This window comes from Agrobacterium sp. rho-8.1 (assembly GCF_033957725.1).
GTDB lineage: Bacteria > Pseudomonadota > Alphaproteobacteria > Rhizobiales > Rhizobiaceae > Agrobacterium.
On record NZ_CP192788.1, the window covers coordinates 2,231,717 to 2,246,709 of the forward strand.

A 14,993-nucleotide genomic window follows, 5' to 3' on the forward strand; every position below is an offset into this window, starting at 1 on the left:
CAACAAAAAAGGGAACAGCGATGAAAAACAGACTTGCATCCATGCTTCTGGCCGGAGCGACCCTGATGACAGGGTTCGGCGCACAGGCTGCCGAAAAGGTCACACTTCAACTCAAATGGGTGACCCAAGCTCAATTCGCTGGCTATTACGTCGCAAAAGACAAGGGCTTTTACGAAGCCGAAGGTCTCGACGTCGATATCAAGCCTGGCGGCCCTGACATCGCGCCTGCCCAAGTTCTGGCAGGCGGCGGCGCAGACGTGGTCGTGGACTGGCTGCCTTCTGCGCTGGCAACCCGTGAAAAGGGCGTTCCACTCGTCAACATTGCCCAGCCTTTCAAGAAATCCGGCATGATGCTGACCTGCCTGAAGGAAACCGGCATCACCAAGCCTGATGATTTCAAGGGCAAGACACTGGGCGTCTGGTTCTTCGGCAACGAATATCCGTTCCTGTCGTGGATGGCGCACCTGAAAATTCCGACCACTGGCGGTGCCGATGGCGTGACGGTGCTGAAGCAGGGCTTCAACGTCGATCCGCTGTTGCAGAAGCAGGCCGCCTGCATTTCCACCATGACCTACAATGAATATTTGCAGGTGTTGGAAGCAGGCGTGAAAGCCAGCGATCTCGTCACGTTCAAATACGAGGACGAAGGCGTCGCGACATTGGAAGACGGCCTTTACGTGCTGGAAGACAAGTTGAAGGATGCCAAGTTCAAGGAGAACATGGTCAAGTTTGTGCGCGCCTCCATGAAGGGTTGGAAGTGGGCGGAAGAAAACCCCAACGATGCCGCCGACATCATCCTGGAAAACGACGCATCCGGCGCGCAGACCGAAGCGCACCAGAAGGGCATGATGACGGAAGTTGCCAAGCTGACCGCCGGCTCCACGGGCGCTCTCGACAAAGCCGATTACGACCGCACCGTCAAAACGTTGCTGGGCGGTGGCTCCGACCCCGTCATCACAAAGGAGCCGACCGGTGCATTCACAACTGAAATCACCGATGCTGCGTTGAAGTAGGACATCACCATCTTCAGGGCGCGGAGCAATTTTTCGCGCCCTGAGCTTCCCATAGGAACCAACCAAGCCACGAGATTTAACATACGAAATGTAGATCCAACCGACCTGTAAGACGGATTGAATTACCTCTCGTGACCAATTACACTCCATCACGACAAAGTTGAATATTTGCCTTGCGATAAATTTTGCCTTTTTTAGATGGGCATGTTTCTTGAAGGATGCAGAAATCTGCGAGGTGGGCGAAGGTTTTGTCACCCGGATTTTTGCTTTCATTTTCGCATGACCTTCAAAGGCACCTGATGTGTTGGCCGGAAGTGCGATCCGATATCTGGAACGGACAGGCACATGCAGCGTAAGACAATCGCACCCGGGCTCGCGATCCTCATGGTTTCGGCACTCATTGCGCCCGGGCTTGCTGGTGCGCAGGGTGGAGCGGACCGCAAAAATCTGCCCTCCATCGTCGTCAGTGAAGCAACGACGCGTGATCTCGTGGACCGTGTCGTGGCGACTGGAACACTGAGGCCAGTCGATGAGATTTATGTTCAGCCGCTGGTGGATGGCTTGTCGATTGACACCTTGAATGTCGATATCGGCGATAAGGTTGAGGCCGGTGCCTCGCTTGCCGAGCTTTCGAAGGACAGCCTCGTCCTGGAAAAAAGTCAGCTGCAAGCCAACAGGGCCAAGGCGGAAGCCTCCGTCGCGCAAAGCAACGCTCAGGTCATAGAGTCGCAAGCCAATTACGACGACGCCATTCGCCAACGTGACCGGGCAGACCGTCTCGGCAAATCAGGCTCTGGTTCGGTTTCTCAGGTCGAACAGACCGCCGCCGCGGCCGATGTCGCTCAGGCCCGCCTTCAGGCCTCCAGACAGGCCGTCACGGTTGGTGAAGCCGACATCAAGGTCGTGGATGCGCAGATTAAGGATATCGATCTGAAACTATCGCGCACCAGCGTCAAAACACCTGTAGCTGGTATCGTTTCGGCGAAGAATGCCCGTGTCGGTGCCATTGCCAGCGGCAGCGGCGATCCACTCTTTACGGTTATCAAGGACAACGCGATCGAACTCGTTGCCGATCTCTCGGAAACCGACATCCAGAAAGTCGAGCCCGGGCAACGGGCAGTCATCACGGTTGCTGGTGGTCGCAACAAGATAGAAGGCAAGGTACGGCTGGTCTCACCCACAGTTGACGCGACAACGCGCCTCGGCTCCGTCCATATTCTGCTGCCGGCTGATAGCCCGGCGCGCGCCGGTATGTATGGTAGCGCCGAAGTGGTGATAGCCTCCGCCAACGCCTTGGCACTCCCGCTCTCCGCCGTAACCTCAGGCCGCGATGGTTCGACCACCAGGCGCGTCGAAAATGGCGTGGTCAGGCAGGTGGCTGTCGAAATCGGCATTCAGGACGGTGGTTTCGTGGAAATCAAAAACGGGATTTCTGTGGGTGACGTGGTCGTCGAAAAAGCGGGCGCATTCGTGCGCGATGGTGACAAGATCAACCCGGTACCGGCTGATGCCGCAGCCTCGAACTGACTGAGAGAACACCATGAATTTTTCCGCATGGTCCATCCGCAATCCGATCGCACCGCTGCTTTGCTTCGCCTTGCTGCTGTTTTTAGGCGTCAAGGCATTTTATGATCTGCCGATCACCCGCTTTCCCAACATCGACGTGCCGGTGGTGGCCATTACCGTCACGCAAAGCGGCGCGTCACCTTCTGAACTCGAAGCGCAGGTCACAAAGGAGGTCGAAGACGCGGTCTCGTCCATCAGCGGTATCGATGAGATTCAATCCACGGTCACAGACGGTCAGTCGCTGACCACTGTTCTGTTCCGCATCGAAAAGCCCACGGAAGAAGCGGTTCAGGACACCAAGGATGCCATCGATAAAATCCGCAGCGAGTTGCCTGCGGATATCGAAGAGCCAGTCGTCAGCAAGATCGATGTCGAAGGACAGGCAATCCAGACCTTTGCCGTCTCGTCGCCCAACATGACGCTGGAAGAACTGTCCTGGTTCGTGGACGACACCATCAAGCGGGCGCTTCAGGGCCAGTCGGGTATCGGCAAGATCGACCGTTACGGCGGCGCGGACCGCGAAGTGCGTGTGTCTCTCAATCCAGCCAAACTCGATGCCTACGGTATCACCGCATCGGATGTGAACACTCAGCTGCGCGGCACCAACATCGATCTCGGCTCTGGTCGCGGACAGGTGGCGGGCAACGAGCAGACAATCCGCACCTTAGGCGATACCCGTGATGTGGCGCAGCTTTCCAACACCACGATTTCGCTGTCCAATGGTCGCTTCGTCAAGCTGTCGGAACTCGGGACCGTCACCGACACCTATGAAGAGCCGAAATCCTTTTCACGCTTCAACGGCAACCCGGGCGTGACCTTTGCCGTCTTCCGTTCCAAAGGCGCAAGCGAGGTCTCCGTTGCGGAAACGGTCGCGCAAAATCTCGATAAAGTGCGCGCAGACCATCCCGATGTCTCCATCGAAATGGTCGATGACTCCGTCTACTTCACCTATGGCAACTACGAAGCTGCCCTCAACACGCTCGTCGAAGGCTCGATTCTCGCCGTTATCGTGGTCCTGCTTTTCCTGCGAAACTGGCGCGCGACGCTGATTGCTGCCGTGGCGTTGCCACTGTCAGCTATCCCCACCTTCTGGGTCATGGACGTACTGGGCTTCTCACTCAACCTCGTCAGCTTCCTGGCACTGACATTGGCGACCGGTATTCTGGTTGATGACGCCATCGTGGAGGTGGAGAACATATCCCGCCACATAAAGATGGGCAAATCGCCCTATCGTGCCTCACTGGAGGCCGCCGACGAAATCGGCCTTGCGGTCATCGCCACCAGCTTCACCATCATCGCGGTCTTTGTACCGGTGTCCTTCATGCCGGGCATACCGGGTCAGTACTTCATTCAGTTCGGCCTCACAGTTGCGTTCTCGGTGTTCTTCTCACTGATGGTCGCCCGTCTCATCACGCCACTGATGGCCGCTTATCTCATGCGTTCCGATGATGCTGTCGATGATCACCACGACAATGACGGCTGGCTGATGAAATCCTATACGCGGATGGTCACGGCGACCACCAGCAAATGGTGGGCGCGTTATCTGACACTGCTGGGTGCCATCGGCTTCCTCGTCGGCTCCATCGTGCTTCTCAGCGGCGTTCCAGGCAGCTTCCTGCCGCCGGATGACGCATCGCGCGTCGTGCTGTCAGTAGAGCTTCCACCAAACGCAAAACTTGAAGAAACCGACGCAACGACATCGAAAATCTATCAGGCCGTGAAAGATATCAACGGCGTCGAAAGCGTTTTCATTCTTGGCGGCGCATCGCCCAAGGGCGACCTCGAGTTGCGACGTGCGACGGTCCGCGTCATTCTCCAGAACATCGATCACTCGTTGCTGAAAACACTCGTCAACAGCGGGCTGGGCTCGATACCGCTGATCGGCCCGTACCTTCCCAAAGTCGAGGACAGGGGCAGAACACGGCCACAATGGGATGTGGAGCGGGATATTTTCGCCAAGGTGAATGCCATACCGGACGTTCGTATCATCAAGCTGAACGATCGTGGCGAACGGGAACTGAGCTTCAACTTCCTGTCGTCGAGCGAAGAGGATTTGCAAAAAGCGGTGAGCATCCTGGAGGCGCACCTTCGCGCCTCGCCGATCCTCGTCAATATCAGCTCGGAAGGTGCACTTCCACGCCCGGAACTGCAAATTCGTCCGCGCAAGGACGAGATCGCTCGCCTTGGCATTACGCCGCAGCAGATATCGCAGACGGTGCGTGTGGCGACCATCGGCGATATCGATGCCCAGCTCACCAAGATTTCTCTGGATGATCGGCAAATCCCGATCCGCGTTCAGGCATCGCTCGACGTTCGTCGCGATCTGGCCTCCATCCGGGCCCTGAAGATCAAGACGGCAACGGGCGCCACGGTGCCACTCTCCAGCGTTGCCGACATTGACTACTCCGAGGGTCCAAGTTCGATCAAGCGCAACGATCGCAACCGCGTGGTCTCCATCGGTTCTGATGTCCCGTTTGGCACGGCGCTGGACACGTCCTCGGCAGAGTTCAAGCGCATCGTTGCCGAGACCAAGCTGCCCGCCACCGTGCGTCTTGCCGAAAGTGGCGACGCAAAGGTACAGGGTGAAATGCAGCAGGGCTTTACCAATGCCATGCTGCTCGGCCTGCTCTTGGTGCTGGTAGTTCTCATTCTGCTGTTCAAGGATGTCATCCAGCCCTTCACCATCCTGTTTTCGCTACCGTTGGCCATCGGCGGTGTGGCGGTGGCTCTCATCATCACCAACAACGCGCTGTCGATGCCGGTCCTGATCGGCATCCTGATGCTGATGGGTATCGTGACCAAAAACGCCATTCTTTTGGTGGATTTCGCCATTGAAATGCGTCGTCACGGCATAGAGCGGGTTCATGCCATGGTTGAGGCTGGGCGCAAGCGAGCGCGCCCCATCATCATGACCTCCATCGCCATGTCGGCAGGCATGCTGCCGTCTGCGCTGGGCGTGGGCGAAGGTGGATCCTTCCGTTCCCCGATGGCCATTGCCGTCATTGGCGGCATCATCGTGTCGACTGTCCTGTCTCTGGTTGTCGTTCCTGCCTTCTTCCTGATCATGGACGACCTGTCACTACTTCTCGGTCGCATCTTCGGTCGCTTCATCGGCAAGAAGGAGGAAGAGCATCCGGTCCTGTCCAGCGAGGAACTATCGGAAGCGGCCCGTACCAATCAAGACGCGTTGTCTGGCCTTGAAGAGCGTCTGGCAAACATCGAGCGAAAAAACGGTGCAGGCCAAAACAACAACGACAATGCCAGCAATGTTCTGCGTCTGCCGCCACTGGCCGCAGAATAACGTTATCAGCGATAGCCAAGGAAACATCGGGACGGTCCGGTGTTTCCTGTTTCATTCTTCGGATGAAAGAAGCAAGCGGGTTGATCGAAATCGAGATCGTTGAAACGGCCTCGATTCCACTTCGATTATTTTCCAGCCTTATAACCCGCCATGTTGCCGGAGGAAGTCGACGATGGTTCCCACGCCCTCGCCGCGCTTCATATCTGTGAAAACAAACGGCATCTCCTTGCGCATGCGCTTAGCGTCCGTATTCATCACGCCAAGGTCGGCACCGACATAAGGCGCAAGATCCTTTTTGTTGATGACCAGCATATCGGAGCGTGTGATGCCGGGGCCACCCTTGCGCGGGATTTCCTCACCCTGACAGACGGAGATAACGTAGAGCGTGATATCGGCTAGATCGGGTGAAAACGTCGCAGCCAGGTTGTCACCGCCGGATTCGATGAAGACGATGTCGAGATCTGGAAAACGTTCGTTGAGACCGGCAATGGCCTGGAGATTAATGGTCGCGTCTTCGCGAATAGCCGTGTGCGGGCAACCTCCCGTTTCCACGCCAACGATGCGCTCGGAAGGCAGCGCCTGCATGCGCACCAGCGCTTCAGCATCCTCTTTCGTATAGATATCGTTGGTGACGACAGCGACCGAGTAATCGGCGCTCATGGCCTTGCAGAGTTTTTCTGTCAGAGCCGTTTTCCCGGAGCCGACAGGCCCACCGATACCGACCCGAAGTGGACCATTTCCCGATTTCATTGGATTTTCCTTCCGGATGACATTTTATTCCATACGAGCGATTTCGAGGCCCCATTGAAAAGAGGCATGCAAATTCTACGCCATTCTCATGACCGAAAAAGCCGCGTTTCCTGCACCTCGTGGCGCATCGATGCCGTATCGGCAAGAATGGTCGCAGAGCCAAGATCATCCAACGTCGAGACCGCCGCACGTTTTGCCACGGATGCGATATCGCTTTCCAGATACGCAAGAATGGCAACGCCATCTTTCTGGCCTGCAACGCCCAGACGAATACCCGCAGACACGAATTGCGACACACCGGAATGCAGATAGGCCGCCAGTGCGTCCTCAAGGTCAACCCCATGTGCAGAGGCAACCGCGCCCACGACGACAGGATAGGGTGTTGATTTCGCCAGACGTTGAAAAACAGCATTCGGCCATGCGGCGGCGGCATCCGCAAAGGCATCGCCCAGCAGGACCGTTTCGCGGTAGCGCTCTGCCGAACCCGCCAAGGCCTGCGCCAGTTGCGTCAACTCGCCCAGCTCTTCCAAGTCGTCATGGCAGCGCCAAGCCTGCGCCAACAGAACGGCATCGTTCCACAGCGTTCCACGCTGCAAAAGCAGGCTGATCCAGTTGCGAAGATCAAGCGCTGTCGATAGACGCCGATCATTTACGGCGCTTTCCAGCCCGCCTGAATAGGAGAAGGCTCCGACCGGAAAGGCAGGAGACATCCATGCCATCAATCTCAGCAAGGCATCGACGCTACGTTTGTGCGTCATGGATCAGTCGTGGCTGTGGTTGTGATGATCGTGACCGTGCGAATGACCGCCATGGGCATGATAGGCACCACGCGCAGGCTGGAACGGTTCCTCCACCTCCCGCACCGTTGCACCCAATCCCTCCAGCATGGCGCGGATGACGTGGTCACGAAGGATGACGATCCGACCCTCCTCGATCTGCGCGGCAAGATGGCGGTTGCCGAGATGCCAGGCGAGCTCGATGAGATGGAGCGTGCTCTTGGCCGTGACTTCAAACAGCTTTTCTGTGGCTGCTCGAACCTCAACGAGATCACCATTCTCGATGACCAGCAGATCGCCATGCGCAAACAGCACAGGCTCCTTGAGATCGAGCATCACCATTTCATCATTCTGGAGGTGCAGCAACTTGCGACGCAGGTGCCTCTGGTCATGGGCGAGTGTGACATAACCGGAGGGTTCGTCACCCGGTGTACCAGCGGGAAGATAGGACTGTACGCGCAGCATGAAGTCATCCGGAATTGGTTTTCATCGACACCGAAACCTGAAGGATGCTGCCAGCGAATGCAAGCCGCGTATGGTGAAAGCAGCAAGATCCACGACATAAAAACGTCGATAATCCACAAATTAGGATGCGACCGCCAAAGTCGCCTTCAGGTCTCCCACGGCTTGTGCAATGGGCAGGTCGCTTTCGTGGCGAACACAATTGCGACCGGAGGCCTTGGCTAGATAAAGCGCCTTGTCGGCAGCCGAAAACGTGTCGTATTTGGAACGTGCCGAATCAATATCGGCAATACCGACAGAGACCGTTGTCTGCACCTGATGCGAGTTGAAGTTGATCGTCAGGCAAGACACGCGAATACGTGCCAGCTCTATCAAAGCGAGCCGATCCTTGATGTGACCACCGCGAACGATGACCGCAAACTCCTCGCCGCCGAGTCTGGCCACGCAGTGAAACTCACCGAAGACATCGGCGATGGCTGCAGCAGCTTTCTTGATGACGACATCTCCGGCAGCATGGCCATAATTATCGTTGATGCCCTTGAACCGGTCCAGATCGAAGATCGCGAGCGAAGCATCGTCAAGGACTTCCTCGAAACACTGATTGAACGCACGACGGTTGGCAAGGCCGGAGAGCGTGTCGGTTTTGCTCAGCCGCTCGAACTCCGCATGGGAATCGTGCAGCTTGCGAACCGCTTTGGATAGGACGGCACATAAGATCAGGGTGACGATGCCGCCGACGATCCATGCCATGACCACGCTGTAAGCCAGCGCCTTGTAAAGCGGCAGCGGCAAGACATCGAAAAATGCGCCCACAGCGATAACTGCGGTACTGACGATGACGGATAGGATAATGGAAATAAAAACCATCTTCGCTGCAAAATTGCGGAGATTTTGGCCTTGGCCAGCCTCGCTCAAACTCATTTCTAACGAAATCATTTTTTTTTTATGTTCAATCATCACACCTCCCCTTGCATGACCTATCGATAACCTTCAGAGATTGGCTGAAAGTAAAGTGGTTGTATAAATTTTTATCTACCATAGGTATATTTTAAAATTATTTTTGACAGTAAATATATGCTTAATTCCGCTCGTGACTGCAATGGTCTTTCAGGCTACGGGCCTTTGAACGGAGGGCAAAAGGTCCGACGTCTATGGCCCGATCGAGCAGATGCCCATTTTATTTAAACCCGAATTTACCTATTTCCAAAAGAGTGGAAAACAGGTGCAACCTATGACGATCATTAATGATTTCATGAGGTAGTTTGGATTTCGGATGTGGGCATATGCGAGGGACGCCCGACCAGCCGCGGGCTTCAGCGCAACCGACCAAGCTTCTTAAAACAGGAAATAACGCTGCGCCATCGGCAGAACCGTTGCCGGTTCACACGTCAAAAGCTCACCATCCGCCCTAACCTCATAGGTCTCAGGATCGACCTCGATATGCGGCGTCAGCGAATTGTGGATCATAGACGCCTTGGAGATACCACCGCGCACATTGCGCACGGCCAAAAGCTTTTTGGCAACGCCGAGGCGCTGTACCAGCCCACCATCCAGAGACGCCTGTGATACGAAGGTCACAGAAGAATTGGTGCGCAGTTTGCCGTAAGCCGCAAACATGGGTCGATAATGCATCGGCTGCGGCGTCGGGATCGAGGCATTGGGATCGCCCATGGGAGCCGCGGCAATCGAGCCGCCCAATAGCACCATTTCCGGTTTTACACCGAAGAAGGCTGGGTTCCACAAAACAAGATCGGCACGCTTGCCAACCTCGATCGAACCGATTTCGTGGCTGATACCATGCGCGATGGCGGGATTGATAGTATATTTCGCGATATAACGGCGAACACGAAAATTGTCGTTTTCGCCCTTTTCCTCTTTCAGCCGACCGCGCTGCCGCTTCATCTTGTCCGCCGTCTGCCACGTTCGGATCGCAACCTCCCCCACGCGGCCCATGGCCTGGCTGTCAGAGGAAATGATCGAGAACGCGCCGATATCGTGCAGAATATCTTCAGCCGCGATGGTTTCCTTGCGGATGCGGCTTTCCGCAAAGGCGATGTCTTCCGGTATCGACGGCGACAGATGGTGGCAAACCATCAGCATGTCCAGATGCTCTGCCAGCGTATTGATCGTATAGGGCCGCGTCGGATTGGTGGACGACGGAATGACGTTGGGGTTGCCGCAAATCTTGATGATGTCAGGCGCGTGGCCACCGCCCGCCCCTTCCGTATGGAAGGCGTGGATGGTGCGCCCGTCGATGGCGGCAATCGTGTCTTCCACGAAGCCGCTTTCGTTCAACGTGTCGGTGTGGATCATCACCTGCACATCGAACTGATCGGCAACCGTCAGGCAGTTGTCGATGGCAGCAGGCGTGGTACCCCAATCCTCGTGAAGCTTCAGCGAGGATGCACCCGCAAGGATCATCTCTTCCAACGGGGCTGGCAGGGACGCATTGCCTTTGCCCGCAAGTGCCAAATTCATAGGGAAGGCATCGAAGCTTTCGATCATGCGCTCGATGTGCCAAGCGCCCGTGCAGGTCGTGGCCAGCGTGCCATGCGCCGGACCCGAGCCGCCGCCCAGCATGGTGGTCACCCCACTCATCAAGGCTTCTTCGATCTGTTGCGGGCAGATGAAATGGATATGGGCATCCATACCACCAGCTGTAAGAATTTTGCCTTCTCCCGCAATCGCCTCGGTCGAGGGACCGACAATGATGGTAACTCCCGGCTGCGTATCGGGATTACCGGCTTTCCCGATGGCGTGGATGCGGCCATCCTTCAAACCGATATCGGCCTTGTAGACGCCGCTATGATCGACGACGACGACATTGGTAATGACGGTGTCGACAGCGCCTTGAGCGCGCGTGGCCTGGCTTTGTCCCATGCCATCACGAATAACCTTGCCGCCGCCGAATTTGACCTCTTCGCCGTAGGTCGTGAAATCTTTTTCGATTTCGATGAAGAGTTCGGTATCGGCAAGACGGACTTTGTCACCCACCGTGGGACCAAACATGCTGGCGTAGGATGCGCGGGAAATCTTGTAAGGCATAGGAATCAGGCTCCTTGGAAGACGGAGGAAAGCAATATAGACGAGATGCCGGCAAGGCGACGATGGCTATCAGATGTTGGTGGCTGCTCCACCCGCGACACCATCAGAAACCGTCCGAAAGCTCACGAAGTTCTGCGGCGCGTTTGGTGCTCATATCGGCAAGGCAAGAGGAGACGAGCATCGGCTCCATCGATCCTCCCCGCGCCTGAAAACCTGTCGCTTCGCAGTTGGCATCGCGGAATTCTACCCAGGCGCGCTGGGCGGCGACAAGGGCTTCGACTGCACCCTTGCTGTCGTCGTCGGTGCTCTTGTCCCAATCACCCATCTTTTTGCGAACCTGCTGATAGGCCTTATTCAAATCCTTGTCTGCTGCTTCGTAATCGAGCGCGGCGCAGCTGTTCATGTCACTCTGCGTCGTCGGCTCGGCACAGTCCGGTGTATCCTGTGCGCGGACATCACGGACAAAACCGGCCGATGGCAGGGTGGTGCAAAGCAGCACGAGACCGCATGAAAAACGAAGCATCTGAATGCATGAGATCATGCCGAAGCACCGTCATAGGCGTGTGGTTTCAGCGAACGTGCATCAACGCCATCGAGGCAATTGGCGTTTACCGCCACCATCGGCGTGCCATCCAGCGCGTTGGCGTAGGAAAAGCTTTCTACGCCACAATCACCGCAAAAAAGATGTTGTATCTGTTTTTTGTTGAAAAGATATTCTGTCAGATGGCCTTCGCCTGAGAGCAGCGTGAACTGGTCTTTCGGTACGAAGGTGAGCACGGAACCGAGCCGTTTGCAGCGCGAGCAATTGCATGCCACCGTTCTGTCCAGATCGGCATCGACCTCGAAACTCACTGCACCGCACTGGCAGCTTCCGTTATAATGTTCGGCACTCATAGTCAAAGCCTCCCCATGACGAGTTTGCGAAAACCATAGACTTCACGCTTGCCGGAAAACGGCACCAGCGTCACCTCGCGCTTCTGGCCGGGTTCGAAGCGAACAGCGGTTCCCGCAGGAATATCCAGACGCATGCCGTGCGCCTTCCCCCGCTCGAAAGCCAGAGCCGCGTTGGTTTCCGCAAAGTGATAATGGCTACCGACTTGAACAGGCCGGTCGCCCGTATTGGAAACCTCGATTGTCGTGGTCGGTTTCCCGGCATTCAGTTCGATCTCGCCATCTGCGGCAGTGACTTCACCTGGGATCATGATCTTTTCCTCTCATCGTCACGCAGCTTTGGCGGGCAAACAACCCTGTGCCTTCAAAACCCGCTTCGTCGAAGCCGGATTGTTCACAAGCTTTTCCGCCGGACGGATCGGACGCCGCACCAGTTCTCCACCGCAATTGGGACACTTGCCACCTAGCACATTGGTGGCGCAGTCGCTGCAATAGGTGCATTCGAACGAACACATGACGGCATCCAAGCTATTGGGGGCCAGATCCCTGTCACAGCATTCACAGTTAGGACGGAGCTCAAGTGCCATGATGCGTCCTCAGCGAATGGGTTCGTGAACGGTCACCAGCTTGGTACCATCCGGAAACGTCGCTTCCACCTGCACGTCATGGATCATCTCGGCAATGCCATCCATGACCTGATCTCGGGTAATGACATGCGCGCCGGCTTCCATCAAATCAGAGACAGCGCGGCCATCGCGCGCACCTTCGACGACGAAATCGGTAATCAGGGCAATGGCTTCAGGGTAATTGAGCTTTACGCCTCGTTCCAGACGCCGACGCGCCACCATGGCGGCCATGGAAATCAGAAGCTTGTCTTTTTCTCTGGGGGTGAGGTTCATGTTTGTCCCGTCTGTAGAGCGCCATGCGTTGTTGAGGACGCATAAAGGACACTCGAACTCTTATTCAATTCGCGCATCAGAGATTCCAGACTTTCGGCACTGGCGCACCATTCCGCAAGAGCGAAATGATCGGAAACAGCATTTTTCTCAAGGTAAATCCGTCCGAAGCCGACAGGCGCACCACGAGCTTTCCCTGCCATTCGCTAGCACCGCCGGAAAACCCGGCAACAGCACGTATTTTAGGCAAAAGAGCCTCAGCGAGAGGGCCGATATACAGGAGTGTCGCGAATGCCACCTGGCCGGAAAGAACCGGGGCGGCACTGGTCAGTTCGGCAATTCTCCCATCGAGCCTGATATCCTCGGCATGAACCAGCCTGCCGCCGTGGCGGATGCGCCACCGATCCCTAAACAACCCCTCTTCCATCGCTTCGCCCATGGCTTGACGACCGAGAAGAACAGCTTCGACAGCGATGAATTCGGCGGAAGCATCGATATCCGCTTCCAGCCGGCGGGTCAGCGAAGCGCGGTTGAAGAGAATGGTTTCCTGCGGGAGCCAGTGAAGTTTGGCGTGCGGGCCAGCGGATATGCGGGCTGTAACCGTGGTCGTGCCGGACGCCGCCTTGTAGACTTTTTCGCAGGCCTGCGTCGTCACCACCAACGATGTACCTGCGCCGGCCACCGCTTGCCATTCGATTTCATCTCCCCCGGTCAATCCGCCGGAGGAGTTGATAAGAATGGCTTCCATTTCATGAGAGAACGTCTCGGGAAGCCTGATCTTGGCGCAGCCTTCCTGAAACAATTCGTCCAGACGGCTGCGTCCTGCCAAAGCTTTCGTTACAATGCGCCCTCGACCGCGGGCACGCTGCGGGCGCTGTTGAGAGATGATTTGCTGGTCTGGCTGCACGTGGTCTCCAAAGCTTTGGCGGATGCGGAAGCGGGAACCGCTTTCACCGAGCAATCCGTCTTCGCGGTGGCGTCGACAACCATCTGCCCTTCCGTATTCTGGAAGAAGTCCCACATTCTTTCAGCCGCATCAAGCCGTTGGACCGTATCTGTCGAAGGCAATTTGCGCTCCACCACCTGCTGCACCTTCGCCGTGGCGTCGCTTGATGGCTTGCGGATGATGGCCGCGGCCGATGCAACGACATCCGCCTTCATCGTCGCACGTGGCCATGCATGGTCCCACGCATCGATGACATAGGAATGGATGCGTGAGCCACTTTTGCAGACATCGTAGGAGTTAACCGTGAAGCTGTCGGTGGACTTGCTCTTGACCGCACCCTTGCAGCCATCCATTTCCGCCCAGCGCTTCAACGCTATCTCGCCGCTATACTGCCAATATGGCTTTCCGCCACCCTGATAGGGGTTGGCCGGATCCTTCAGGCCAGCAAAAGCGACGATGGACAGCGGCTTTGCAGGCGCGCAGCTTTTTGCGTCCGGGGCCCACTTGCCCTCATTTTCCTGAGGAAGGCCAGCGCGCAGCGAGGCAACGAAACCTGCCGCGGCAAAATCGTTGCTGCCACTGCATAGATATTGCGACAACATGCGCCCTCCGCCGGAATAGCCGGAGCCGTAGAACCGCGCCTCGTCCACGCACAGCTTGGACTTGACCATGCCGATGGCATCGCGGATGAAACCAGGCTCATCCAGGCCGCCATCACGCTTCGTCACGCCGGGAACGTTCCAGGCATTCGTGCCCGGCAATTCGCCACTCAGGCTGCCCTGAAGCGCCACGACGATAATGCCTTCACGCTCGCCGACCTTGTCCCAACCACTGCGGTCCAGTTGTCCGTTCGGATTGCTGTTGCTGCCATGAAAATCAAACACGACAGGCATTTTTTTACGACCGTCATAAGAAGACGGAACAAAATAAACACCGTTGCGTTTAGACCCCTCAGACATTAGCGAAAACGCGTGTCTACCCGGCTGAGTGGTCTCACCGCAGCTTGATGCAAAGGCTGCGGAGCTTGTGGCCGTGAGAATGGCAAATCCCGCGGCAATGGCGCGGACGGAACGAACAAACCGGGACATCCGGCCAGCAGCAGTCGTAAAATTCATCGGCACGCCTTTATTGGCACAAGTCCCCGACAGTATGCCGGAAAATACGTGGAATGTAAGGGATCGACGGGAGCAGCATGCAGATGGCCTCGCCATTGTGTCTTGCATGCAGCAGTTTCGTTGCCAATAACATACGTTTTTAGTCAATGAAACGCTAAAATTGCGCATGATTGCTATGCAGCCGTGCATAGCGGTCACATTTTTGTAATGTTTTATTTGTCCGTGAGCACAT

Annotated in this window: 15 protein-coding genes; 3 read left to right on the plus strand and 12 right to left on the minus strand. The window is 56.4% G+C overall.

What is annotated here, in order from left to right; translation table 11 throughout:
* Nucleotides 1-20: 20 nt before the first annotated feature.
* The 3 genes from RMR21_RS11105 (at nucleotide 21) to RMR21_RS11115 (ending at nucleotide 5,880) form a co-directional block, all read left to right on the plus strand.
* Nucleotides 21-1,013, plus strand: coding sequence for an ABC transporter substrate-binding protein (locus RMR21_RS11105; protein WP_498668076.1), 993 nt, complete (start codon nucleotides 21-23; stop codon nucleotides 1,011-1,013).
* Nucleotides 1,014-1,358: 345 nt separating this feature from the next.
* Nucleotides 1,359-2,540: an efflux RND transporter periplasmic adaptor subunit gene (locus RMR21_RS11110; RefSeq protein ID WP_498668077.1), complete on the plus strand. Its 1,182-nt coding sequence runs from the start codon at nucleotides 1,359-1,361 to the stop codon at nucleotides 2,538-2,540.
* A gap of 13 nt (nucleotides 2,541-2,553) precedes the next feature.
* On the plus strand, nucleotides 2,554-5,880 hold the full coding sequence (locus tag RMR21_RS11115) for an efflux RND transporter permease subunit (RefSeq protein ID WP_498668078.1): 3,327 nt from the start codon (nucleotides 2,554-2,556) through the stop codon (nucleotides 5,878-5,880).
* 138 nt (nucleotides 5,881-6,018) lie between these two features.
* Here RMR21_RS11115 and ureG read toward each other — a convergent pair whose 3' ends face one another.
* The 12 genes from ureG to RMR21_RS11175 form a co-directional block, all read right to left on the minus strand.
* Nucleotides 6,019-6,630, minus strand: coding sequence for an urease accessory protein UreG (gene ureG, locus RMR21_RS11120; protein ID WP_498668079.1), 612 nt, complete (start codon nucleotides 6,628-6,630; stop codon nucleotides 6,019-6,021).
* 86 nt (nucleotides 6,631-6,716) lie between these two features.
* Complete coding sequence (locus RMR21_RS11125; protein ID WP_498668080.1) at nucleotides 6,717-7,388, minus strand: urease accessory protein UreF; 672 nt, start codon at nucleotides 7,386-7,388, stop codon at nucleotides 6,717-6,719.
* A 3-nt stretch (nucleotides 7,389-7,391) separates the two neighbouring features.
* A complete protein-coding gene (gene ureE, locus RMR21_RS11130) occupies nucleotides 7,392-7,871 on the minus strand; it encodes an urease accessory protein UreE (RefSeq protein ID WP_498668081.1) in 480 nt (159 codons plus the stop codon).
* A gap of 120 nt (nucleotides 7,872-7,991) precedes the next feature.
* A complete protein-coding gene (locus tag RMR21_RS11135; RefSeq protein WP_498668082.1) occupies nucleotides 7,992-8,735 on the minus strand; it encodes a GGDEF domain-containing protein in 744 nt (247 codons plus the stop codon).
* A gap of 468 nt (nucleotides 8,736-9,203) precedes the next feature.
* Nucleotides 9,204-10,913 (minus strand): urease subunit alpha, encoded by a 1,710-nt coding sequence (ureC, locus tag RMR21_RS11140; protein ID WP_498668083.1) that lies wholly within the window; start codon nucleotides 10,911-10,913, stop codon nucleotides 9,204-9,206.
* Nucleotides 10,914-11,016: 103 nt separating this feature from the next.
* Nucleotides 11,017-11,436 (minus strand): lysozyme inhibitor LprI family protein, encoded by a 420-nt coding sequence (locus RMR21_RS11145; RefSeq protein ID WP_498668084.1) that lies wholly within the window; start codon nucleotides 11,434-11,436, stop codon nucleotides 11,017-11,019.
* 14 nt (nucleotides 11,437-11,450) lie between these two features.
* Nucleotides 11,451-11,807 (minus strand): GFA family protein, encoded by a 357-nt coding sequence (locus RMR21_RS11150; protein WP_498668085.1) that lies wholly within the window; start codon nucleotides 11,805-11,807, stop codon nucleotides 11,451-11,453.
* 2 nt (nucleotides 11,808-11,809) lie between these two features.
* Entirely contained in the window at nucleotides 11,810-12,115 is a 306-nt protein-coding gene (locus RMR21_RS11155) for an urease subunit beta (protein WP_498668086.1), read from the minus strand.
* Between the two features lie 18 nt (nucleotides 12,116-12,133).
* Entirely contained in the window at nucleotides 12,134-12,391 is a 258-nt protein-coding gene (locus RMR21_RS11160; RefSeq protein ID WP_498668087.1) for a DUF1272 domain-containing protein, read from the minus strand.
* Between the two features lie 9 nt (nucleotides 12,392-12,400).
* Nucleotides 12,401-12,703, minus strand: a complete 303-nt coding sequence (locus tag RMR21_RS11165) for an urease subunit gamma (RefSeq protein ID WP_174153780.1) — start codon at nucleotides 12,701-12,703, stop codon at nucleotides 12,401-12,403.
* A 76-nt stretch (nucleotides 12,704-12,779) separates the two neighbouring features.
* Entirely contained in the window at nucleotides 12,780-13,607 is an 828-nt protein-coding gene (locus RMR21_RS11170; RefSeq protein ID WP_498668088.1) for an urease accessory protein UreD, read from the minus strand.
* Nucleotides 13,538-14,761: a CE1 family esterase gene (locus RMR21_RS11175; RefSeq protein ID WP_498668089.1), complete on the minus strand. Its 1,224-nt coding sequence runs from the start codon at nucleotides 14,759-14,761 to the stop codon at nucleotides 13,538-13,540. Before RMR21_RS11175 ends, RMR21_RS11170 begins: the two co-directional genes overlap by 70 nt.
* Nucleotides 14,762-14,993: the final 232 nt, after the last annotated feature.

Coding starts and splice junctions, on each gene's coding strand:
- ureE (WP_498668081.1), bottom strand. CDS start 7,871: ATGCTGCGCGTACAGTCCTATCTTCCCGCTGGTACACCGGGTGACGAA.
- RMR21_RS11110 (WP_498668077.1), top strand. CDS start 1,359: ATGCAGCGTAAGACAATCGCACCCGGGCTCGCGATCCTCATGGTTTCG.
- RMR21_RS11150 (WP_498668085.1), bottom strand. CDS start 11,807: ATGAGTGCCGAACATTATAACGGAAGCTGCCAGTGCGGTGCAGTGAGT.
- ureC (WP_498668083.1), bottom strand. CDS start 10,913: ATGCCTTACAAGATTTCCCGCGCATCCTACGCCAGCATGTTTGGTCCC.
- RMR21_RS11165 (WP_174153780.1), bottom strand. CDS start 12,703: ATGAACCTCACCCCCAGAGAAAAAGACAAGCTTCTGATTTCCATGGCC.
- ureG (WP_498668079.1), bottom strand. CDS start 6,630: ATGAAATCGGGAAATGGTCCACTTCGGGTCGGTATCGGTGGGCCTGTC.
- RMR21_RS11135 (WP_498668082.1), bottom strand. CDS start 8,735: ATGGTTTTTATTTCCATTATCCTATCCGTCATCGTCAGTACCGCAGTT.
- RMR21_RS11175 (WP_498668089.1), bottom strand. CDS start 14,761: ATGAATTTTACGACTGCTGCTGGCCGGATGTCCCGGTTTGTTCGTTCC.
- RMR21_RS11115 (WP_498668078.1), top strand. CDS start 2,554: ATGAATTTTTCCGCATGGTCCATCCGCAATCCGATCGCACCGCTGCTT.
- RMR21_RS11145 (WP_498668084.1), bottom strand. CDS start 11,436: ATGCTTCGTTTTTCATGCGGTCTCGTGCTGCTTTGCACCACCCTGCCA.
- RMR21_RS11125 (WP_498668080.1), bottom strand. CDS start 7,388: ATGACGCACAAACGTAGCGTCGATGCCTTGCTGAGATTGATGGCATGG.
- RMR21_RS11160 (WP_498668087.1), bottom strand. CDS start 12,391: ATGGCACTTGAGCTCCGTCCTAACTGTGAATGCTGTGACAGGGATCTG.
- RMR21_RS11155 (WP_498668086.1), bottom strand. CDS start 12,115: ATGATCCCAGGTGAAGTCACTGCCGCAGATGGCGAGATCGAACTGAAT.
- RMR21_RS11105 (WP_498668076.1), top strand. CDS start 21: ATGAAAAACAGACTTGCATCCATGCTTCTGGCCGGAGCGACCCTGATG.